Source organism: Streptomyces luteolifulvus, assembly GCF_008806595.1.
GTDB lineage: Bacteria > Actinomycetota > Actinomycetes > Streptomycetales > Streptomycetaceae > Streptomyces > Streptomyces luteolifulvus.
Map to the genome: position 1 here is coordinate 45800 of NZ_VZRB01000015.1, position 21318 is coordinate 67117.

Annotated in this window: 16 protein-coding genes; 6 read left to right on the top strand and 10 right to left on the bottom strand. The window is 70.9% G+C overall.

Annotation, left to right across the window (positions count from 1 at the left end; genetic code table 11):
* The first annotated feature begins 73 nt into the window (after positions 1–73).
* Complete coding sequence (locus F7R91_RS21725; RefSeq protein WP_191971586.1) at positions 74–2065, top strand: sensor histidine kinase; 1992 nt, start codon at positions 74–76, stop codon at positions 2063–2065.
* Here F7R91_RS21725 and F7R91_RS21730 read toward each other — a convergent pair.
* The 6 genes from F7R91_RS21730 to F7R91_RS21765 all read right to left on the bottom strand — a co-directional run bounded on the left by F7R91_RS21730 (position 2042) and on the right by F7R91_RS21765 (position 8528).
* Complete coding sequence (locus F7R91_RS21730) at positions 2042–3514, bottom strand: peptidoglycan D,D-transpeptidase FtsI family protein (protein WP_150950762.1); 1473 nt, start codon at positions 3512–3514, stop codon at positions 2042–2044. The genes F7R91_RS21725 and F7R91_RS21730 overlap by 24 nt on opposite strands.
* Positions 3511–4881, bottom strand: a complete 1371-nt coding sequence (locus F7R91_RS21735; RefSeq protein ID WP_150950763.1) for an FtsW/RodA/SpoVE family cell cycle protein — start codon at positions 4879–4881, stop codon at positions 3511–3513. Before F7R91_RS21735 ends, F7R91_RS21730 begins: the two co-directional genes overlap by 4 nt.
* Before the next feature lie 43 nt (positions 4882–4924).
* Entirely contained in the window at positions 4925–5806 is an 882-nt protein-coding gene (locus tag F7R91_RS44285) for an SH3 domain-containing protein (protein WP_408056053.1), read from the bottom strand.
* 79 nt (positions 5807–5885) lie between these two features.
* Complete coding sequence (locus F7R91_RS21755) at positions 5886–7157, bottom strand: ATP-binding protein (RefSeq protein WP_150950764.1); 1272 nt, start codon at positions 7155–7157, stop codon at positions 5886–5888.
* On the bottom strand, positions 7154–7882 hold the full coding sequence (locus F7R91_RS21760; RefSeq protein ID WP_150950765.1) for a hypothetical protein: 729 nt from the start codon (positions 7880–7882) through the stop codon (positions 7154–7156). Before F7R91_RS21760 ends, F7R91_RS21755 begins: the two co-directional genes overlap by 4 nt.
* A gap of 139 nt (positions 7883–8021) precedes the next feature.
* Entirely contained in the window at positions 8022–8528 is a 507-nt protein-coding gene (locus tag F7R91_RS21765; RefSeq protein ID WP_150950766.1) for a protein-tyrosine phosphatase family protein, read from the bottom strand.
* 104 nt (positions 8529–8632) lie between these two features.
* Here F7R91_RS21765 and F7R91_RS21770 point away from each other — a divergent pair, with 104 nt between their 5' ends.
* Complete coding sequence (locus F7R91_RS21770) at positions 8633–9436, top strand: nuclease-related domain-containing protein (RefSeq protein ID WP_150950767.1); 804 nt, start codon at positions 8633–8635, stop codon at positions 9434–9436.
* A 164-nt stretch (positions 9437–9600) separates the two neighbouring features.
* Here F7R91_RS21770 and ligD read toward each other — a convergent pair whose 3' ends face one another.
* Positions 9601–10482, bottom strand: coding sequence for a non-homologous end-joining DNA ligase (ligD, locus tag F7R91_RS21775; RefSeq protein WP_150950768.1), 882 nt, complete (start codon positions 10480–10482; stop codon positions 9601–9603).
* A gap of 72 nt (positions 10483–10554) precedes the next feature.
* On the opposite strand from ligD, the gene ku reads away from it, so the two are divergent.
* Positions 10555–11625: a non-homologous end joining protein Ku gene (gene ku, locus F7R91_RS21780; RefSeq protein ID WP_456243069.1), complete on the top strand. Its 1071-nt coding sequence runs from the start codon at positions 10555–10557 to the stop codon at positions 11623–11625.
* A 103-nt stretch (positions 11626–11728) separates the two neighbouring features.
* Here the strand turns inward: ku and F7R91_RS21785 are convergent, their stop codons facing one another.
* Positions 11729–12229 carry a peptidylprolyl isomerase gene (locus tag F7R91_RS21785; RefSeq protein WP_150950770.1) on the bottom strand — a complete coding sequence of 167 codons (501 nt, stop codon included), beginning with the start codon at positions 12227–12229 and terminating at the stop codon, positions 11729–11731.
* Positions 12230–12393: 164 nt separating this feature from the next.
* Between F7R91_RS21785 and F7R91_RS21790 the strand changes: the two genes are divergently transcribed.
* The gene (locus F7R91_RS21790; protein ID WP_150950771.1) at positions 12394–13299 is read left to right on the top strand and encodes an arginase family protein; all 906 of its coding nucleotides are present in this window, start codon (positions 12394–12396) and stop codon (positions 13297–13299) included.
* A gap of 61 nt (positions 13300–13360) precedes the next feature.
* Here F7R91_RS21790 and F7R91_RS21795 read toward each other — a convergent pair whose 3' ends face one another.
* Complete coding sequence (locus F7R91_RS21795) at positions 13361–13837, bottom strand: hypothetical protein (protein WP_150950772.1); 477 nt, start codon at positions 13835–13837, stop codon at positions 13361–13363.
* Positions 13834–17781: a polymorphic toxin-type HINT domain-containing protein gene (locus F7R91_RS21800; RefSeq protein ID WP_225320734.1), complete on the bottom strand. Its 3948-nt coding sequence runs from the start codon at positions 17779–17781 to the stop codon at positions 13834–13836. Before F7R91_RS21800 ends, F7R91_RS21795 begins: the two co-directional genes overlap by 4 nt.
* Before the next feature lie 513 nt (positions 17782–18294).
* Here F7R91_RS21800 and F7R91_RS21805 point away from each other — a divergent pair.
* Both F7R91_RS21805 and F7R91_RS21810 read left to right on the top strand, forming a co-directional pair.
* Positions 18295–18759: a hypothetical protein gene (locus F7R91_RS21805; protein WP_225320735.1), complete on the top strand. Its 465-nt coding sequence runs from the start codon at positions 18295–18297 to the stop codon at positions 18757–18759.
* 58 nt (positions 18760–18817) lie between these two features.
* Positions 18818–21031 carry a trypsin-like serine protease gene (locus F7R91_RS21810; protein WP_150950773.1) on the top strand — a complete coding sequence of 738 codons (2214 nt, stop codon included), beginning with the start codon at positions 18818–18820 and terminating at the stop codon, positions 21029–21031.
* The last annotated feature ends 287 nt before the right edge of the window (positions 21032–21318 follow it).

A 21318-nucleotide genomic window follows, 5' to 3' on the forward strand; every position in this document is an offset into this window, starting at 1 on the left:
TGAGTACCTGTGAACCACCGTCTTACGGAAGGGAAACCGCCCCCTGACCGCCCCCGCCGTAACCTCACGGGGCATGACGGGGAACTTACTGCCCAGCCTCCGGTCTGCCGCCCTGCGACCGGCCACCGTCCGACCGACCGCCCTGCCCGGCTGGAACTCCATCCGCGGCCGCATGGCCATCGTCCTGGCCGTCCCGACCTGCCTTCTGCTCGCCCTGACCGGCCTCGGCGTCGCCGACCGCGCCACCGACTGGTCCGCCGCCCGTGAGACCGAGACACACGTCGGCGTCCTGCTGCGCGTGCAGGATCTCGTACGGGAGGTGCAGCGCGAACGCGGGCTCACCAACGGGCTGTTGGGCGGCGCCGAGGAATACCGGGACGACGTACGCGCCCAGCGGGAACACACCGACCGCGCGCGGGACCGGCTCAGGACCGCACTCGCGGGCGCGCGCGACGATCTGCCGCAGACCGCCGTCTCCGCCCTCGACGCCACCCGGGTGCCCCTCGCCGGGCTGGCCGGTCTGCGGGCCGGCGTCGACTCCCGCACCGCCGACCGCACCCGCACCCTGACCACGTACACCAAGGCCGTCACCGCCCTGATCGACGCCGAGGCCGCCGGCGCACCCACCGGGGACCGCCGTATCACCCAGGGCGTGCAGGCGTTGCAGGCCCTCGCCCGCGCCACCGAAGCCGTCGCCCTCGAACGGGGCTCCCTCAACGGCGTGTTCGCCGCCGGACGGTTCCGCTCCGGCGAGTACCTCGACTTCACCGAGATCCGCGCCACCCGCGTGGCCCAGCTCGCACAGTTCCGTCAACTCGCCGCCCCCGCCCGGACGGCCGCCCTCGACGCCGCGTTCGAGACGCCTGCGGCCCGCCGGGTCGCCTCCTACGAGCAGAACGCCGAGCGCGCCGCCGGCGGCTCCGCGACCGATGTCGCCCCCGCCGCCTGGTGGGCCGACATGACCAGGCTCGTCGACGATCTGCACGACGTGCAGAAGCAGACGGGTGACGCCGTGCGCGACCGCGCCGAGGAGACCGGCGACGCCGCCACCCGCCAGCTCGTCGGCTTCCTCGCCCTCGGCGCGCTGATCCTCGCCGTGGCCGGCGCCCTCGCGGTGTTCTCGGCCCGCTCCATCACCCGCCCCCTGGGCGCCCTCGCCGACGAGGCGGACGCGGTCGCCGGTACCCGTCTGCCCGCCGCGGTCCGGCGCATCCAGGAGGCCGGTCCCGACGCCCTGCCCGCCGCCGGGGCCGACGCACCGCGGGGCGCGCCGCGGGTCAAGGACAGCGCCCGGGAGATCGACCGGCTGGCGGCCGCCCTGCGCAACGTCGAACGGACCGCCGTCGGCCTCGCCGCCGAGCAGGCGGTTCTGCGCCGCACCAGCACCGAGTCACTGGCCAGCCTGGGCCGCCGCAACCAGGCGCTCCTCAGCCGCCAGCTCGGCCTGATCACCACTCTGGAGAGCCAGGAACTCGACCCGGACGCGCTCGCCGAACTCTTCGAGCTCGACCATCTCGCCACCCGGATGCGGCGCAACGCCGAGTCGCTGCTCGTCCTCGCCGGAGAGGAGACCCCCGCCCGCTCGTGGTCGGGGACGGTGCCCGTCTCCGATGTGGTGCGCTCGGCGGTCTCCGAGGTCGAGCAGTACCGGCGGGTGACCTCCGTCGACATCGAGCAGTGCGGAATCCGCGGCCACTCGGTCGCCGAACTCTCCCATCTGCTGGCCGAGCTGGTGGAGAACGCGCTGATGTTCAGCCCGCCCCACCAGCCCGTCGAGGTCTACGGCTGGCGCGACGGCGGCGAGTACTGCCTCGCCGTGCTCGACCGCGGCATCGGGATGACCGAGGAACGTATCCGGGAGGCCAACGACCTGCTGTCCGGAAGGAACAGCGCCCTGCACACCGCCACCACCCGGTTTCTCGGCCACCATGTCGTCGGCGCCCTCGCCGCCCGACTCGGCGCCCATGTCGAACTGCGGCCCACCCAGGGCGCGGGCGTCACGGCCTATGTCGCCCTGCCCGCCAAACTCGTCCAGGAGCCGTCAACGGCTGTGCTCCGAAGGTGAGTTCAGCACGGCCTCCATCACCGCCCGGGCGATCGGCGCCGCCATCCCGCCCCCGCTGATGTCCCCCCGGTCCGCCGACCCGTCCTCCACCACCACCGCGACCGCCACCCTCGGCTCCAGGTCGTCGTAGCCCTGCGCCCAGGACACGAACCAGGCGTACGGCACACCGGAGTTGCCGATGCCGTGCTGGGCGGTGCCGGTCTTGCCGCCGACCCGGGCGCCGGGGATCGCGGCGTTCCCGCCGGTCCCTTCCCGCACCACGTCCTCCATCAGCTCCTGCATCCGCATCGCGGTCGCCGGATACATGGCCTGCCGCACCGGGTGGGAGCGGGTCGTGGTGAGGGCCGCGCCGCTTGCCGTCGTCGTGTCCTCCACCAGGTACGGCGACACCAGCTGCCCGCCGTTCGCCACCGCCGCCGACACCATCGCCATCTGCAACGGCGTGGCCCGCGTGTTGTACTGCCCGATCGACGACAGCGCGAGCTGCGCCCTGTCGACCGAGGTGTCGAAGGTGCTCTGTGCGACGGAGAACGGGATCCGCAACGCCGTGTCGTTGAAGCCGAAGTTCCGCGCGGTGGCCGTCATCATGTCCACCCCCACGTCCACGCCCAGCCTGGCGAACACCGTGTTGCACGACCACTCGAACGCGGCCCGCAGCGAGGCGTCCTCGCACCCCTCGCTCTCGTTCGTCAGCGAGGTCGTCGTCCCGGGCAGGCGGTACGGCGCCGGGGAGTCGGTCGGCGCGTCCACGTCCGCGATCACGCCCGAGTCCAGCGCCGCCGCCGCGGTGACCACCTTGAACGTCGAACCCGGCGGATAGGTCTGCCGTACGGCCCGGTTGAGCATCGGCTTGTCCCGGTCGTCGTTCAGCCGCGCCCAGGACCGCTCCACCGCCGACCCGTTCCCGGACAGCACCGCGGGGTCGTACGACGGAGTGGACACCAGCGCCAGGATCCTCCCGGTGGCCGGTTCGATCGCGGTCACCGCGCCCTTGCGCCGGCCCAGCATCGAGTACGCCGCCTGCTGCGCGGCCCGGTTGAGCGTGGTCACGACGTCGCCGCCCGGGCTCCGGGCCCGGATCAGCTCGTTCCACAGCGGGAACGGCGAGAGCATCGGATCCGTGCCGGACAGCACCGCGTCCTCGGAGTGCTCCAGGAACGCCGTGCCGTACTCCTGCGAGGCGAAGCCGGTGACGGGCGCGTACAACGGGCCGTTCCGGTAGGACCGTTCGTAGCGCAGCTGCTCGCCGGTGTCCGTGGAACCGGTGACCGGTACGCCGCCGACCAGGATGTCGCCGCGCGGGTGGTCGTAACGGGCGATGTCCTGGCGGCGGTTGGCCGGGTTGTCGTCGTACGACCCGGCCTGGAAGACCTGGACGCGGGTCGCGTTCACCAGGAGCGCCAGCAGCAGGGCGCAGAAGACGGCGGCGAGACGGATGTACCGCGTCATGAGACGTCCTCCCCGTCGTACTGGCTGCGGGCCGAGTCGCTCACCCGGATCAGCAGCGCCACGATCGCCCAGTTGGTCACCACCGACGAGCCGCCCTGCGCGAGGAACGGCATCGCCATGCCGGTCAGCGGGATCAGCCCGGTCACCCCGCCCGCGATCACGAACACCTGGAGCGCCACGATGGAGGCCAGCCCGACCGCGAGCAGCCGGCCGAAGGGGTCGCGCAGGGCCAGGCCCGCCCGGTAGCCCCGCTCCACGAGAAGCCCGTACAGCAGGAAGATCGCGGAGAGCCCGGCCAGGCCCAGCTCCTCGCCCGCCGTCGCCAGGATGAAGTCCGACTTCGCCGCGAAGCCGATGAGGATCGAGTGGCCGAGGCCGAGGCCGGCGCCGAGGATGCCGCCGGCGGCGAACGCGAACAGGGACTGGGCCAGTTGGTTGGGCCCCTGCCCCGCCTCGATGGTCGCGAACGGGTGCAGCCAGTCCTCGATCCTGCCGTGCACATGCGGCTCCAGCCAGCCGACGGCGGCCGCACCCAGCGCGGCGAGCAGCAGGCCGACGGCGATCCATCCGGTGCGGCCGGTGGCGACGTACAGCAGGACCACGAACAGCCCGAAGAACAGCAGCGAGGTGCCGAGATCCCGCTCCAGGACCAGGACACCGACGCTCAGCAGCCAGATGGTGACGATGGGGCCGAGCACGCGGCCGGTGGGGAGCTGAAGCCTCTTGAACCTCCAGATCTGCCGGCCCGCGTACGCCAGCGCGTTGCGGTTGGCGGCCAGATACGCGGCGTAGAACACCGCGAGCAGCACCTTCGCGAACTCGCCGGGCTGGATGGAGAATCCGGCGATCCGGATCCAGATACGGGCGCCGTTCACGGCCGGGAAGAAGATCGGCAGGGTGAGGAGGCCGAGCGCTCCCACGACGCAGACGTAGGCGTAGCGCTGGAGCACACGGTGGTCGCGCAGCAGGACGACGATGACGATGAAGAGGGTCACCCCGAGCGTCGACCACACCAGTTGGGCCGGGGCCGCCTTGTCGCCGGGCGTCTCCAGGTCGAGACGGTAGATCAGGACCAGCCCGAGGCCGTTGAGCAGGACACCGATCGGCAGCAGCAGCGGGTCGGCGTACGGGGCGCGCAGCCGCACCGCGAAATGCGCGAGGAGTGCGAGCACCCCGAGCCCGGCGCCGTAACCGGCGGCGCCGGGCGGGACGGTGCCGTTCTTGGCGAGGCCGACGCCGCAGTAGCCGTACACGGACAGGAGGACGGCCAGGACGATGAGGGCCAGTTCGATGCCACGGCGCCGGGGGAGACGGACCGCTGGAGCGGGCGGGTCCGCCCGCTCCACGGTGGTTCCGGCGTTGGTCATGTCCGGAACTTACCTAAATGAGGTGTCTTGAATGCCTCTGTCGTCAGCACCAGCGTGGCGCGGCGCCGATGTTGTCGATGTAGCGGGCGGCGCCCCAGGCCCAGGTGCCGTCGGTGAGCAGGTACCAGAGCGGGTTGCCGTCGATGTTCTCGCCCGGGGTCTTGCAGAAGATGGAGACGACCTCGCCCCGCTCCGCGTACCGGATGATCTGCCCGCCACGGTTCGGCGCGCTGCGCAGGGCGAGTGAGCTGGCCGTGACGACACCTCGGTAGAGGGTCTGACCCTGCTGGTCACCGGGGCGGCCACCGCCGCTGTCGGGGCGGCCGGAGCTGGTGCTGCTGCTGTCGCCATTGCCGGTCGGGCGTCCGCTGCTGGTGCTGCTGTTGCTGTTGCTGTTGGGCCTGCCTGAGCTTGTGCTGCTGTTGCTGTTGGGTCGGCCTGAGCTGGTGCTTGCGCTGTCGCCGTTGCCGGTCGGGCGGCCGGTGCTTGTGCTGGTGGGGCGGCCGGTGCTTGAGCTCGTGCCGGTTCCGTTGTCGCTGGGGCGGCCGGTGCTTGAGCTGGTGCTGTTGCCGCTGTTGGTGGGGCGGCCGGTGCTTGAGCTCGTGCCGGTTCCGTTGTCGCTGGGGCGGCCGGAGCTCGTGCTCGTGCCGTTCCCGTTGTTCGTCGGGCGCCCGGTGCTCGTGCTGCTGGGGCGGCCCGAGCTCTGACTGGCGCCGTCCCCGTCGTCGGTGGGGCGTCCGGTGCTTGTGCCGTTGCTGCTTCCGTTGCTGTTCCCGTTCCCGTTCCCATTGCCGGGGCGGGAGCCCTGGTTGCTGCTGCCCCAGTCGCCGTCCGCGACAGCGGGGGTGACCGCGGCCGCGGTGACGAGGGCGCCGGCGGCGGTCGCTATGGCGAGGCGGCGGGCGAGCGAGGAGCGCAGGGGCATGAGAGATACCTCCATAAAGGGGCGAAAGGGTCTAAGTTGACCAATCGCCACATTAGGAGCGTTCGAAGGGCGTCGCCCGTCACACTGCGCCATCGGGGAGGCCCTGCGCACCAGGCTTCCCCTGAGGCAGCGTCAGCCTCGCGCAGGCCCCGCCGTCCGGCGCGTTCCCGAACTCCAGCCCCGCGCCCAGCACCTCCGCCTGCCCCAGCGCGATCGTCAGCCCCAGCCCGTGCCCCCTCGTCCCGCCCTCCGTGCGGAACCGCTGCGGCCCGTGCTCGACGAGGTAGGCCGGATAGCCGTCCCCGTGGTCCCGCACGGTGACGGCGGGCCCGTCCACGGTCAGTACGACCGGCGCCCGTCCGTGCCGATGCGCGTTCGCGACGAGATTGCCGAGCACGCGCTCCAGACGCCGCCGGTCCGTCTCCACATGGGCGTCCCGTACGACCCTGACGTCGGAGTCGGTTCCCGACGCCCGCACCACCCGTTCGGCCAGCGCCGCCAGCTGCTCCGTGTCCAGGTCCAGCCGCTCGCGCCCGGCGTCCAGGCGGGAAATCTCCAACAGGTCCTCGGTGAGCGTGCGCAGCGCGGCCACCCGGTCGCGCACCAGCTCGGTCGGGCGCCCCGGCGGCAGCAGTTCGGCCGCCGCGTGCAGTCCGGTCAGCGGGGTGCGCAACTCGTGCGCCACGTCCGCCGTGAACCGCTGCTCGCTCAGTAGCTTGCTCTGCAGCGACGCCGCCATGGAGTCCAGCGCGGCGGCCACCGCGGCGACCTCGTCCTGCGGCCGCGCCGGCTGCTTCGTACGAGGGTCGTCGACGCGTGCGTCCAGGTCGCCCGCGCTGATCCGCCGGGCCACCTGCGCGGTCGCGTGCAGCCGCCGCGTCACCCGGGTCACCGCGAGCGCGCCGACCAGCAGTGTCGCCCCGATCGCCAGCGCCGACGACCACACGATCGCCCGGTCGAGCCCGTCTATCGTGCGCTTGCCCTGCGAGTAGTCGACCTCCACGGCGATGGCCCGCCCGCCGTCCACCGGGCCCGCCGCCCACATCGTCGGGCGCCCGCGGTACTCGCCGACCATCGTGCCGCGCCCCCCGGCCGCGGCCAGCGCCCTCAGCTGCGCCGGCAGGCCGACCGGGTCGACACCGGTGCCCGGCACCAGCGTGTCCCCGGCCTCGTACGCCGCCGTCGCCTCGGCCAGCCGGTCCAGCGCGAGCTCGCGGGCCTGGCCGACCGTCTGGTTCGTCACCGAGACATGCACGAGCACGCCGAGCAGGGCGGCGAGCGCGCAGCACATCACGGTGATGAAGGCCGCGGTCTTGGCGCCGAGCGAGCCTGCCCACCGGGGGAGCCTCATCGCGCGCTCGCGGACGCCGACGGGGAGGGGGAGGCCGACGCGGAGGGGGAGTGCTTTCCGCTCCCCGTGCGCAGCATCTCGTCGTGCGTGAGCAGCATGAGGCGCTGGTCAGGGTCCCAGGTCCACTGGAAGCGGTACTCGTAGTCCGCGATGTCGGACGGCGAACGGATGATCACGGACCGCCCCGCCAGCTCGACCCCGGTCACGGCGTCGTCGTTCGACATGACCTGGACCAGCCGGCCGCCCTGGACGGTGTAGACACGTACGGCCGTCTGATGGCCGGGCAGCAGCCGGAACCCCAGTGTCAGGTCGTCGTGCCCGTCGCCGGTCAGATCGCGGTAGTAGGCCTTGAGGACCGGACACCGGCCGCCGGTCACCTGCCGGCGGCAGTAGGTCATCCGGCGGGCCGTCTCACGGTACGGCGCCTTCGCACCCGTATACGAGTCCGGGTGCTGGACGATCTCCGTCCGTACGACGGCCACCGGGTCCACCCTGTGGATGTCGTCGCCAGGAACCGCGATGCCCTTCATCAGCTCGGCCTCGCCGTCGTCGTAGTCCCAGGCCGGACTGGACGCCGGCGCCAGATCCGGCCACAGCTTGTCCGGGCTGGTCGCGGTCGGGATCGAACCCTCCCCGCGCAGCCCGCCGGCGTCACCGCAGGCCGCGACGGCCGCCGCCACGAGGGCGATGAAGGCGGCGGCAGGGGCGGGTCGACGGGCGGGCACTGTGCTCCAGGGGTTCGGGCAAGGGGGAGAGGGCGGAGAGGCAAGGAGAACAGGGGAAGAGGGCAAGGGGAAGAGGGAGGGAGACGGCGGGACCGTCCATCGGCCAGGCGGTCGACAGCCCCGTACACCCTATGCACGACTACTCGGTGAGCTCCTCCAGCAGCCGGGCCGTCGGCAGCCCCGCCCGGAGGTACTCGACGAAGAGCTCGTTGTGCAGCGCCCACGGCGAGCGACGGGACCGTATCAGCCGTATCGCCTCGTCCGCGGGCTGCCCCAGGCGGACCAGCGCGTGCGCGACGACCAGGCCCGAGCGGTTGTAGCCGTGGTAACAGCGGACCAGGACCCGGCGGCCCCCGTCCAGCGACTCGCACGCGGCCTGTGCCAGACGGATCACGCCCGCGAGCTGCGTCCCGTCCAGCGGTCCGTCGGGAATCGGCCACACATGATGCTCGACGCCCGGATCGGGCCCGTGCCCCGGCAGCCTCAGCAGGGTCTGCACAAGATCGAACTGGTCCCGTACGACGGCGAACTCGAGCTGCCCGGAGAGCCCCGTGAACTCATGCCCGCCCATCCACAGACCCGGCACGATCTCACTCCACGGGCTGTCCGGAGCCGGTACGTCGGGTGGATTCCTGCGTGTCCGCAACGGCGCCTCCCCAAGCCCCTGCCCCAGCCAACTATCCCCAAAGGTAACCGGCTTCTTGCCCCTGGAGCACCCCGTCTGTTCCCATGGTCGAGGGGTGATGGTGCATGAGCGGACTGCGCGTCATTCCGACCTGGCGGCACGGTCAGGAGCGGCTGTACGTATGCCTCACGGACGGCAGGAACATCGCCTGGTACGACCGTGAGGCAGCTCGCGTCAACCTGCTGAGCGAGGACCGCAGAGACGAGATCCTCGCGGCCCTCGGACCCTTCATCACGGGCCCGGTGGCGGTGGGCCCGCCGCCCGTCCCGACCCCCGCGGAGCTCACCCGCCTCTCCCTCCACCCGGACGACGACCTGGCGCCGAACCGCCCCGGCGAGGCGCTCCAGGTGGCCCTGGACCGCGATCCCGGCCCGGCACACCGCCTGCGCCCCGACCCGCGCCGCAGGGCGCTGGCCGCGGAACAGACGGTGGGGGAGGCCCTGGACCGTCTCGACGGCGCGGGCTGGCACACGCTGCACTCCGTCCCGCTGCCCGGCGGGGACCGTATCCATCACCTGGTGATCGGCCCCGGCGGCCTGTTCGCCGTCCACGCGCTGTACGCCCGCAGGACGCGGGTCACGGTCGCCGACCCCATCGTCACGCTGGGCCGCCACGAACCCCGCCCGCTGCTGCGCGGCGTCCGCGCCGACGCCGACCGCGCCTCCTACGCCCTGACGGCCGAGGTCCACCCGGTCCTCGCCCTCGCCGGCCCCACTGAGGTCGCGATCACCGCCCCGCTCCGGGACCTCCGCGTCCTCACGGACGAGGAACTCTCGGGCCTGGCCCGCCTGGGGGGAATGCTCAAACCGGCGGACGTGGAGGCCTTGCACGCGATGGCGCGGGATCGGAATACGTGGGGGCGGGTGTGAGCGCGGGGTGACCGCGTGACGGGGCCGCGGGGTGAGCCGGCCGTGACCGCGGAAGGTGGTCAGGGCGGCGAGCCCGCCCGCTCCGGGTGCGGTGGCGGGCCCTTGGGATCGCCACGTTTACGGGCCGCAGGGCGCGAGCCGGCCGTGACCGCCGAGCATGGTCGTCATGGCAGTGAGCCCGCGCGCTCCCGGTCGAGCAGTGGGCCCAGCAGATCGCCGTAGTCCTGGAGGCGGGGCGCGAGATCCTGTGCCCGGAACGTCAGCTGTGCCGGCGCGCCGCATTCCTCCACCTCGCTCCAGGTGACGGGCGCGGAGACCAGCGGTTCTGCCCGTGCCCGCAGGGTGTAGGGCGTGGCGGTGGTCTTGCGGGCGGCGTTCTGGCTCCAGTCGACGAAGACCTTCCCGGGCCGCAGGCTCCGTGTCATCCGGTGGACGACGAGCCGCGGCATGGCCTTCTCGGCCTCGACGGCGAGCTCCTTGGCGTACTCGGTGGCTCCCTCGGACGGACACGGCTGGAGGGCAGCCAGCAGATGCAGCCCCTTCGACCCGGACGTCTTGGCGTACGCCTCGATCCCGTCCGCCGCCAGCCGCTCCCGCAGCCACAGGGCGACCTCGCAGCACTCGACGGCGGTCGCGGGCGGACCCGGGTCGAGGTCGAAGACAAGCCGGTCGGCCCGGCCGGGCGCGTCGATGACCCACTGGGGTGTATGGAACTCGGTGACGAGATTCGCGGCCCAGATGAGGCTGGCCAGGTCCTGCACCAGCACCATCCGGGCCGGCCCCTCCGACCGGGGCACCTCGGCGGTGGTGACCCAGTCGGGCGTACCCGGCGGCACGTTCTTGGCGAAGAACATCTGCCCGTCCGGCCCGTCGGGATAGCGCAGGAAGGACAGGGGCCGGTCACGCAGATGGGGCAGCAGGACGGCCGAGGTGGTCGCGTAGTAGTGCAGCACCTCGCCCTTGGTGAACCCGGTGGCGGGATACAGCACCTTCTCCAGATTGCTGAGCGCGACCCGCCGCCCCTCCACCTCTGTGATCGGCGTCATACGATAAGAATCCCAAAGATTCGGGCTGAAGTGATCTGAAATTGCCGCAAACCGTTCGAAAGGGTGCTGCACGTGCGATCCATCTGGAACGGCGCCATCTCGTTCGGCCTGGTCAGCATCCCGATCAAGTTGGTGAACGCGACCGAGAGTCACTCGATCTCCTTCCGCCAGATCCACCTGGAGGACGGCGGCCGCGTCCGCTACCGCAAGGTCTGCGAGCTGGAGGACCGCGAGATCAGCGGGGCGGAGATCGGCAAGGGCTACGAGGACGCCGACGGCACGATCATCCCGATCACCGACGAGGACCTGGCCCACCTGCCGCTCCCGACGGCGAAGACGATCGAGATCGTGGCCTTCGTGCCGACAGACCGGATCGACCCGCTCCAGATGGACGCCGCGTACTACCTGGCGGCGGGCGGCGCCCCGGCCGCAAAGCCGTACACACTGCTGCGGGAGGCCCTCAAGCGCAGCAACAAGGTGGCGATCGCGAAGTTCGCGCTACGGGGCCGCGAGCGCCTGGGCATGCTCCGGGTGGTGGGGGACGCCATCACCATGCACGGCCTCCTGTGGCCGGACGAGGTCCGCGCCCCCGAGGGAGTCGCCCCCGACACGAGGGTCACCGTCAACGAGAAGGAACTCGACCTGGCAGACGCGCTGATGGACACCCTCGGCGAGGTCGATCTGGAGGACCTGCACGACGAGTACCGCGAGGCCCTGGAGGAGGTCATCGCCGCGAAGGCCGCGGGCGAGACGATGCCGGAGGCACCGGAACCGGCACGGGGCGGCAAGGTGCTGGACCTGATGGCCGCGCTGGAGAAGAGCGTGCGCGAGGCGCAGGAGTCGCGGGGCGAGGAGCCCGCGGAGGAGGCGGAGGTCAGACACCTCCGGCAACGGAAGACGGCGCGGGCGGCACCGAAGGAGACGACGGGGAAGAAGTCGACGGCGGCGAAGAGCACGGCGAAGAAAACGACGGCCAGGAAAAGCACGGCGGCGAAGAAGACCACCGCACAGAAGACCACTGCACAGAAGTCCGCTGCAGAGAAGAGCACGGCGAAGAAGACCGCGGCAAAGAAGACCACCGCAAAGAAAACCACAGCTAAAAAGACCGCGAAGAAGACGGCGTCCCGCAAGCGGACAGCGTGACCGCATGACCGCGCGACCTGCGCACCACGTGGGCAACTGCCCCGCAGCCGCAGGTCCCGTCAGTCGTGCCGGCTTCGGCTCACCCGAGCCAGTGCCGTCCGGCTCAGCCGATGACCTTGGCGGCCTCGATGATCACGGGCTGGGTGGGCACGTCCTGGTGACCCCGGCTGCTGCCGGTCCGCACCTGCTTGATCTGATCGACGACGTCCTGCCCCTCGACGACCCGCCCGAACACGGTGTACCCCCAGCCGCTCGGGCTCTTCGCCGTGTAGTTGAGGAACTCGTTGTCCGAGACGTTGATGAAGAACTGGGCGGTGGCCGAGTGGGGGTCACTGGTCCGCGCCATGGCAACGGTGTAGGCGTTGTTCTTCAGCCCGTTGTCGGCCTCGTTGGTAATGGGAGCCAGGGTCGGCTTCTGCGCCATGTCGGCGGTGAACCCACCGCCCTGAACCATGAACCCGTTGATGACCCGGTGGAAAATGGTGCCGTCGTAGTGCCCGTTGCCGACATACGTCAGGAAGTTCTCAACGGTCTTGGGCGCCTCGGCGTCATGGAGCTCGAGAACAATACGGCCGTGATTGGTGGTCAGCTCGACCCTGGACATGGAATTCGTCCCTTTCTGACGGGGCTTGGCCGCAGCATCTTGTCACACGACGTCAGACGCCCTCCTCCAAAGGCCCGGTGGGCTCCCCGACACGAGGCACGCCGATACGCCGACAGGGGTACGACACCGGCCCGAGGGAGGCGGGCCCGAGGGAGGCGGCAGCCATGCGGAACCTGACGGTCATAGAGGCCCCGTCGATCCTCGGCCTGCGCCCGTCCGGCGTGGAGGACCTGCCGACGGCATTGATCCAGGCCGGACTCCTGGACCAACTCGGGCTGACGAACGCGGACACCCACACCCGGGTCGAAGCACCGCCGTACGACCCGAGGCGTGACGAGGAGACAGGAATCCTCAACGCGGCAGCCATCGCGCACTTCTCCGCAAACCTGGCCGATGCGGTAGGCGACGCCCTCGACCACGATCTCTTCCCCCTGGTCCTGGGCGGAGACTGCACGATCCTGCTCGGCAACCTCCTGGCCCTGCGCCGCCGCGGGGGCCGCTCCGGCCGCTACGGCCTGCTGTTCCTCGACGGCCACACCGACTTCTACCAGCCGTCGGCGGAGCCGAACGGAGAAGCGGCGTCGATGGAACTGGCCCTGGCAACGGGCCGCGGCCCACGCCTGCTCACCGATCTGGAAGGCCGAGGCCCGCTGGTGCGCGAGGAGAACGTGGTCGCTTTCGCGTTCCGCGACGCAGCCGAGTCGACACAGGCAGGAATGCAACCGCTCCCGCAGACACTGCACGCGATCGACTTGGACGCCGTACGCGCATGGGGCGCGGAAGCGGCGGCGCACCGTGCGCTGGGCCTGCTCGGCACCGCGTACTGGATCCACCTGGACGCGGACGTCCTGAGCGACGACGTCATGCCGGCAGTCGACTACCGCCTGCCGGGCGGCCTGACGTGGCAGGAACTGGAGGACGTCCTGCACACAGCTCTGTCCGACGAACGAGCGCTGGGCCTGGACCTCACCATCTTCAATCCCCACCTGGACCCGGACGGCACCCTCGCAGCCCGCCTCACGGAGTGCCTGAGCCGGACGCTGACGGCACGCGGCGGCCAGGAAAGATGATCACGTCCGGCGAAGGGCTCCCGGCCGAGGCCGGGAGCCCTTCGCTTACCTCGGGAGTTCACTACCTCGGGAAATCACGGTCCAGAACTGATCGCACTTCCCTGATCTCACGCTTCCATCCATCACTCTTCATGAGCTCGCGATCCCAGGCGACCACAGGATCATCCCCTGCCACGCAGTATCCGTAGATCTGGTCCGCGATGTCGTCCGTGAAGAGGTGGTCGAAATGAAAGGCTCCCTCGAACGTCAGCCACGCGATTCCCTCCGCGTGCGCAGACGCCTTCCGCAGGCACTCCCGCAGATAGGCCGGAAAATCCGGGCCGTCCAGGCGGTCTTCCTCGAAGGTGAGGTCGTACTCCCGGACGGTTGCCTGCCTCTCTCTGGGCTCGGAGGACATCTCATAGAGTCCGACCTCGTCCGGACCTGTGCCCCACATGTCGAACTCGCCCTCTCGCAGGGGGGATTCGACCCGCCCGATCGTGAACAGGATGACGACCGCGGGGCCGCTCCAGGTGATCGCCTCCTTGAGGGAGCTCACAGGAGGCCCCACTTCGCCAGGTTCTTGGGACCGGGCTTCATCGCAGTGATGACCTTGCCCTGATAAGGCCCTTCCTTCGCCACCATGATCACCACCACCTGGCCATTGACCTTCTTGGCGAAACCCCTGGCCTGGGTGCCACCAGTCTTCCAGTCGAACGTCTTGTCCGGCGACGTCAGAACCTGCGAGAAGTTCTGCTTGAAGTACTCGAGCTGGGAGGCGACGCTTCCCTTGTTGGGAATCAGCCCGTCGTCCTTCAGGTGCCGCATCGCGTGACCGCCGCCCTTGTTCAGGTCGGTGAAGGCATCCGCGACTGTGTCCTGCGTGAAACCGATGGCACAACTCGCGTTGTGCACCAGAACAGGGATTTCGCCCGCCAGCACATAGTACGTGTGGAAGTCGGCGACGTTCAGATTGTGGACGCGCTGCTCGGCCGCGGCCCACGCCTTGGTCCCGCTGACCGGTGCGGAGGCACCGGCGTCGGTCCGCAGCGCGTCGCCGGGCTCGAGCTGCCCGGCGTCCCGCCAGGTGTTCTCGTCACCCGCCACCCAGAAGGGGTGGTTGTCGGTGGCCACCAGCGTGCCCGTGGCCTGCCCGTCGGGACCGGTGACGGTGACGTCCACCAGGTTCTTCTGACCTCTGCTGCCGATGGTCAGCTGGACGCGCTTGGCCTGGGTGCGGCCGGACTCCGGGTCGGTGGCCATGACCTGGTCGCCTATCCGGATGTCCTCGATGGCCTTGGTCCGGCCGTCGGCCATCAGGACCCGGGTGCCCGGCGTGAAGCTGCTCTTCCCACAGTTGACCTTCTTGAAGATCTTCAGCTTGAGGGCGCTGAGAGCGAGGCCCGACAGGCACGAGGGCTTCTTGGTCTGCAGGCATTTCTCGATCTCGTCGGCTCCGATGTACCAGGCGATCAGGCGGTCGAGATAGGTGGTGGTGATGCAGCCCATGCCGCCGGCGCCGTCACCGCCGCAGACGAGGAGCGTCTCGCCCGGCTTCAGTTCCCCGTTCTCCATGACGATGGAGCGGTAGTCGACCAACCGCCTCTCGAGTGCCGCGCGAAGCTCCGCATCGGTGAGCGGCTTGCTGGTCTCCAGAGCCGCTTCCTGCTGGATCTGCTCCTTCAGTTCCTTGACCAGCAGGTCGGCGGCGGTCCCCAGGGCCTCGGTGTACGCCTCGGCGGCCGCGGCGTAGTCCGCTTCCGCGGCCAGCTGGGAAAGACGGGCCTCATAGGCGGAGTTGTTGGCGTCGAGGGAGTAGCCGTGGGCGATGGCGGCGGAGTGCTGGGCGCGCTGCGCCGAGCGGGCCGCCGCCTGTGCGTCCACCCGGGCCGCCGCGGCGGCGTTCCGGGCCGTCTTCGCGGACTCGGCCGCCTCGGCGGCGGAGACAGCGGCCTGGTCGGCCGATTTGTCGGCCTGCTGAGCGTACGTGTTCGCCCGCTTGGCGGACGCATCTGCCTCGTTGGACCATTCGATGGCCTTGGCGGCGTCCTGACGGGCCTCCGCGGCGACCTTCTGGGCCAGTGCGGCGTCCTTCTGCGCAAGCGCCCCCGACTTGTACGCAGCCTGCAGCAGGATGTTGACCTCGGCGAGGTGGGCGGCGGCGTTGGCGTCCCGCTGGCGCGCCTTGTACAGGCCGACCTCCAGGAAGGGCCGGAGGCCGGACGCCGGTCCCGACAGCACGGCCTGCGCCGCGGCCTGGACCTCTGGGCCCCCAACGGCCAGGGCATCGGCGACCGCGACGCGGTCATCGTCCTCCTGCGCCTTGTACTGGCCGGTCTCCAGAAACTCCGCCATGTCGGCCGCGGTACCGTCGAGCGCCTCACTCGCGGCGGCCTTCACGCCCGGCCCGCCATCTGCCGCGATCTTGGCCACGGCGACCCGGTCGTCGTCCTCCTTGCCCGGGTAGGCGCGCGTGCGCAGCCACTCGCGCACCTGGTCGATCGGCTTGTCCAGCACGTCCAGCGCGGCCTGCCGCTGCGCGGGGATCTCGGTGGTCGTGGCGATGTGACCGACGCTGGCGCGGTCGTCCTGTTCCATGGCCAGCGCCAGCCTGACGCGCACGAACTCGGCTATGTCCTCGTCGCTTCCCGCCAGCGCGTCCCCGGCGGCCTCGCGGACCCAGCTTCCGCCGCTGGCGAGCAGGTTGACCGCAGCCTGGCGTCCCTTGGCGGCCGTGACCGACAGGTCGGTCGCCGCCGCGGCCTCGGTCACCAACTGCTGTGTCCGGGCGCCGAGTTCCTGGATGCGGCCGATCTCCCACTGGGAAGCGGCCACCTTCTCGTCGTGAGCCTCAGCGGCCTCCTCGGCCGCCAGGACCGCCTCGTCCTGCTGCTGGGCCAGCCGCTCGGCGTCCGCCTTGCGGGCCAGCTCCACCACGGTCGAGGCCTGGTCGGCCGCCTTCATCGCGTTGTTCGCGGCCTCGGTGGCCGCGTTCGCCGCCTCGGTGGCCGCTTTGGCGGCGTCCACCGCCTTGCCCGCATCGTCGGCGGCCTTGTTCGCCGCTAGCGCCGCCGCCTCGGCGTGCGCGGCGGTTTCGTTGGCTGCGTCGCGCGACTGCCGGGCGGCCGTGGCGGCCTGCTTGGCGTTGGACTGCGCCACTCCCGCCGCCCGCGTGGCCTGGTCGGCGAGCCGCTTGGCCTTGGCCGCCGCCGCGGCGGCCTCGTCGCCCTTGGCACCCGCCTCGCCGGCCCAGCGGCCCGCGTTCGCGGCGGCGGCAGCAGCCGCCGCCGCGTTCGCACCCGCGCTGGCCGCTGCACCGGCGGCGATCGCCGCCTGGTCGGCTGCGATACCGGCCTGGTCGGCGGCGGTCGCCGCCTTCCGCGCCCCGGAGGCGGCGGCGTTCGCCTTGTCCGCCGCTCGGCGGGCCGCGTCGGCCCGCCCGGCGTCACTGGCCGCCGCGCCCGCGGCCGACCTGGCCACGGATGCCGCGTTGCCGGCCTGGCTGGCGGCGTAGGCCGCCTGCGCTGCCGCCGAGGCGGCCACCCGTGCCGTCGCGTTCGCCGCAGCCGCCGAGGACACCGCCGTACGGGCCGCGGCTGCCGCCCGCTCGGCGGCAGCCGCCGCCCGCGTCGCGGCCGCTGCCGCCCGGCCGGCCGACTCCTTGGACTCCAGCGCCTCCGCCGCGGCGGCCTGCGCGGCCGCCTTCGCCGCCTGCGTTGCCTTCTCCGCCTTGGCCGCCTCTTCCTTGGCGGTCTCGGTCAGCTCCCTGGCGCGCTTCTGCGCCGTGTCGGCGAGTGTGGCCAACTGCGCGACGGTCAGCGTCTCCTGGTCACGCGCGGCCGCGACGGCCCACCCGTCGTCCAGGAAGTCCTGTACGTCCTCGTCGGTGCCGTCCAGCGCCTGTCCCGCGAGCAGCTTCACGTTCGTGCCGCCGGCGTACATGAGCTGGGCGACCCGGACCCGGTTGTCGTCGGCCCGCGCCTTGTTCTGCCCCGTCTCGATGAACGCGCTCACGTCGTCGGCCGTGCCGCTCAGCGCCGTGTTGCCGGCCTTCTTCACGCCCGGACCGCCGAGGGCAATGATCTGCCCCGCCTGGACGCGCTGGTCCTCCTCGTAGGCCGCGGTGAAGCCACCGTCCAGGAAGGCCTGCAGCTCCGTCTCACCGCCGCCCAGCGCGGTGTTGGCCGCCTCCCGTACGCCCGGACCGCCGATGGCCATGATCTGCGCCACCTCGACCCGCAGGTCCTCCAGCTGGGCGGCCGGCAGGTCCACGTCCATGAACGTCTGGACGTCCTCGATCGAACCCAGCAGGGCCGCCTCGGCCGCACGCCGGACGCCCTGACCGCCGTACTCCCACTCCATGAGGACGTCGGCTCGCGTGTATTCCGGTACCTCGTCGACCGCCGCGGCAGGACGCAGGTCCAGGCCCAGAACCATCACCAGGGCGATCAGCGCCGCCACGGAGCCGCGCCAAACCGGCACGGCCCGCAATCTGACACTCAACGTGTCACTCCCTTGTTCCGTTGTTCCGTCGAGATTCTGCTCGTTGAATTCAGCACACACTCTTTAACCGCACCATACCGTTTCCATGCCGCATTCAATGGGGCGACCACCGTCGCCCCATTAACCAAAACCACCACCTTCGCTCACCTTTCAGGACAACTTTCGTAACCTGTCGTTATCCTTTCTTGATGTAAACCGGTACAACCTTTTGCGAGTGTGACTGACTCCATAACGACCCGTCACTTCCCGTCCCATTTAGGGGAGTTCACGAGTGGACAGGCTCAGGGATGCGAGGTTGTATGGGACGCTCAAGCAGTTTTCCGGCAGGTGGTCAGAGGGCTATTTCATTGCCGGGAGTGGGGGGCTGTGTATTATTTCCGAGTCCTTCACGCCCGTGCGCGAAATGCGTTCCGTCCGGTAATTCCTCGTCCGGAGCAACAAGCCAGGATTGTGATGAAGGGACATTTCCCCATGCCGCCGAGAGCGCACCGCAAAAGACTCATAGGCACAGCCATGGCGGCTCTGGCGGCCGGTGCCCTGGCGTGGGCCGCCACGGTGGGCAGTGCCGCGTCCGGGGCAGCGGTTGCGGTGGCTGACGAGGCTCCCGGCTACGCCGTCGAGGACTTCGACTACCCGCAGGCGGACAAGATCCTCGCTGAGCAGAACATCCTGCTCAAGCGAGGCGACGGCCACATCGTGCTCGCCGACTGCGCGACCGGTACAGGTCAGCTGGAGGTCATGGCCCGTGACAAGAGCAAGGTCTGCTTCGCCGTCAAGGGCAACTCCGGCTGGCTGACCGTGGAGATCCCCTCGGTCTATCTCATCCGGGGCAACGACTACGCCACCGAGGCGGACCTGACGGTCGGTACCGAGGAAACGACGTACGACATCACCAAGAACACCTGGACCCCCGTGGGTGAGAGCGCGGACGAGCAGGCCCGTGAGTGGACGCTCCTGGAGCTTCGGACCTCCAAGTAGCGCCCCGCCGAGCCCTCCTGCCCGAATCCGCCACCACCCACACCAGGGAACCGATCTCATGACCTACGCCAGACCTGTGCGCCTCGCCGCACTGACCTTGGGCGCCGCCCTGCTCACGGCCGGCCCCGCCGCCGCCGTCACCGGCCCCTCCGTCGCCGACACCACCTATGCCTACGCCGCCCAGATCACCGTCGGCGACCACGACCGGGGCTGCTCCGGCGTCCTGGTCGACCGCGAGTGGCTGCTCACCGCCGCCAGCTGCTTCGCCGACGACCCGGCCGCGAGCCTGACCGTGCCCGCGGGCAAGCCGGCCCTGAAGACCACCGCGGTCGTCGGCCGCTCCGATCTGTCGGGCACCGCCGGCGCGGTCCGCCAGATCGTCGAGCTGGTCCCGCGCACCGACCGCGACGCGGTCCTGGCCCGCCTGAACCGCCCGGTCACCAACGTCGCCCCGATCGCCCTGGCCACCGCAGCGCCCACCCCCGGCGAGACACTCACGCTGGCCGGCTACGGCCGCACCGCGAGCGAATGGGCACCGCTGAGCCTGCACACCGGCCCCTTCACCGTGGACACCGCCGCCACCACGACCGCCTCGGTCACGGGGACGGACGGCGTGGCCGCGTGCATGGGCGACACCGGCGGTCCCCTCGTCCGGGTCAGTGACGGCACGGCCCAACTGGCCGCGCTGGGCAGCCGGTCGTACCAGGGCGGCTGCTACGGCATCGATGCCGCCGAGACCAGAACCGGCGGCATCGTCACACGCGTGGACGACCTGGCCTCCTGGGTGAACTCCACCACCGGCGCGGTCCGCGTCACCGACTTCAACTGCGACGGCGTCGAGGACACCGCGGTCTCCGACCCCAAGGCGGCAGTCGGCGGGAACGACGGCGCCGGTGTCGTCCGGGTCGTCTACGGCGGAGGCAAGGGAACCGCCGAGATCAACCAGGACCTGGACTGGGTGCCGGGCGGCGCCGAGGCGGGCGACTGGTTCGGCGAGAGCATCGCGACCGTCGACCACAACGAGGACGGCTGCACCGACCTGGTCGTCGGCACCCCGTCGGAGGACCTGGGCTCCGTGGCCGACGCGGGCATGGCCGACGTCCTGTACGGCGCGCCGAACGGCATCGGCACCGGTGCGGTGAAGGACACCCACCTCGAGCAGGAGACCGGCACCGGGTCCATCGGCGGCTCGAAGCCCGAGACCGGTGACCGGATGGGCCAGGCCCTGGCCGCCGGCACCACCGCCTCCGGCGAACCGTTCCTGGTGATCGGCGCACCGGGCGAAGCCATCGGGTCCGTGGCCAAGGCAGGCGTCGCGTTCTACGTGCGCGACAGCACCAGCATCGGTATCACGACCGCCAACGTCAGCATCACCCAGGACAGCACGGGCGTGCCCGGTGCCGTGGAGGCGAACGACGCCTTCGGCGCCAGCATCGCGGCCGACGCCAACCACATCGCCATCGGCGCCCCGAGCGAAGCCATCGGCACCCACGCCAACGCGGGCAACGTGGCGGTCTTCTCCCACCGGCTCAACTCCGAGAACCGCCCGACCGCGCTCTTCGGCCTGGACCAGGACCTGGACACGGTCGCCGGAACCGCCGAGGCGGGCGACCAGTTCGGCAGGTCCCTCGCGCTGGTGGCCCACCGCCCCTCCGGAGCGGCCGCCGCCACCGACTCCATCCTCGCGGTCGGTTCCCCCGGCGAGGACCTGGACATCTCCGGCGACGACAAGGCCGACGCCGGCAACGTGCTCACCTTCCGCATCACCGCTGCAGGGACGTACACCCAGCTGAACAACTACTTCTCGGGTACCGCCTCCGACGACGTGGCCGGCACCTCCGAGGCCGGCGACCGCTTCGGCCAAACCCTCGCCGCCGTCAACACGGCACCCCGCTCGGTCAGCGCCACAGCGACGATGAAGCTCGCCGTCGGCATCCCGGGCGAGGCTGTCGGTACGGCCGCCAAGGCCGGCGCCCTCACCACCTTCTCGCTGCTCGGCTCGCCCGGCGCGAACGACCGTTGGATCGAGGCCGGCACCTCGGGCATCCCCGGCCCGGCAGGCGCCGACCAGCAACTGGGCTCGAGCATCCACTACACCGGAACCAGGCTGTACGTCGGCATGCCCTACGGCCCGTCCACCTACGGCACGCTGCGCGCCCTGCCCCTGTCCAACGTAACGGCCGGCGGCACCAACGCGGCGATCACCACCTACCAGCCCGGCACCGGAGGCCTCCCCGCCGCCGGCAGCCGCTTCGGCTACGCGGCGCGGTAGTGCGGTAGCCCGTCGGTCCGTTTGATCCGGAACTGGAGAGGGCTCCCGACACAGGTCGGGGGCCCTCTCCAGTTCTCAGTGGTTCGGCCATGACTTCTGCGCGACCAGTAGATGGCTCGTGTATCCGTGGCGCTCCGCGTCACACTGACATCGTCCTGAGGGTGATCTCCAGCCGGGTCGCCACGGAAGAGAACCGCCACTCCGAGGGCGTGGTGAGCTCTTCCCCGCGCCACGAGCGCATCCTCCTGTCCCTTGCCGTGGCGCTGATGGAGGCGATGGGCATTCAC

What these genes read in the sequence shown, in the direction of transcription:
- F7R91_RS21725 (WP_191971586.1), top strand. Translation starts at nt 74, where the DNA reads ATGACGGGGAACTTACTGCCCAGCCTCCGGTCTGCCGCCCTGCGACCG.
- F7R91_RS21730 (WP_150950762.1), bottom strand. Translation starts at nt 3,514, where the DNA reads ATGACGCGGTACATCCGTCTCGCCGCCGTCTTCTGCGCCCTGCTGCTG.
- F7R91_RS21735 (WP_150950763.1), bottom strand. Translation starts at nt 4,881, where the DNA reads ATGACCAACGCCGGAACCACCGTGGAGCGGGCGGACCCGCCCGCTCCA.
- F7R91_RS44285 (WP_408056053.1), bottom strand. Translation starts at nt 5,806, where the DNA reads ATGCCCCTGCGCTCCTCGCTCGCCCGCCGCCTCGCCATAGCGACCGCC.
- F7R91_RS21755 (WP_150950764.1), bottom strand. Translation starts at nt 7,157, where the DNA reads ATGAGGCTCCCCCGGTGGGCAGGCTCGCTCGGCGCCAAGACCGCGGCC.
- F7R91_RS21770 (WP_150950767.1), top strand. Translation starts at nt 8,633, where the DNA reads ATGAGCGGACTGCGCGTCATTCCGACCTGGCGGCACGGTCAGGAGCGG.
- ligD (WP_150950768.1), bottom strand. Translation starts at nt 10,482, where the DNA reads ATGACGCCGATCACAGAGGTGGAGGGGCGGCGGGTCGCGCTCAGCAAT.
- F7R91_RS21785 (WP_150950770.1), bottom strand. Translation starts at nt 12,229, where the DNA reads ATGTCCAGGGTCGAGCTGACCACCAATCACGGCCGTATTGTTCTCGAG.
- F7R91_RS21790 (WP_150950771.1), top strand. Translation starts at nt 12,394, where the DNA reads ATGCGGAACCTGACGGTCATAGAGGCCCCGTCGATCCTCGGCCTGCGC.
- F7R91_RS21805 (WP_225320735.1), top strand. Translation starts at nt 18,295, where the DNA reads ATGGCGGCTCTGGCGGCCGGTGCCCTGGCGTGGGCCGCCACGGTGGGC.
- F7R91_RS21810 (WP_150950773.1), top strand. Translation starts at nt 18,818, where the DNA reads ATGACCTACGCCAGACCTGTGCGCCTCGCCGCACTGACCTTGGGCGCC.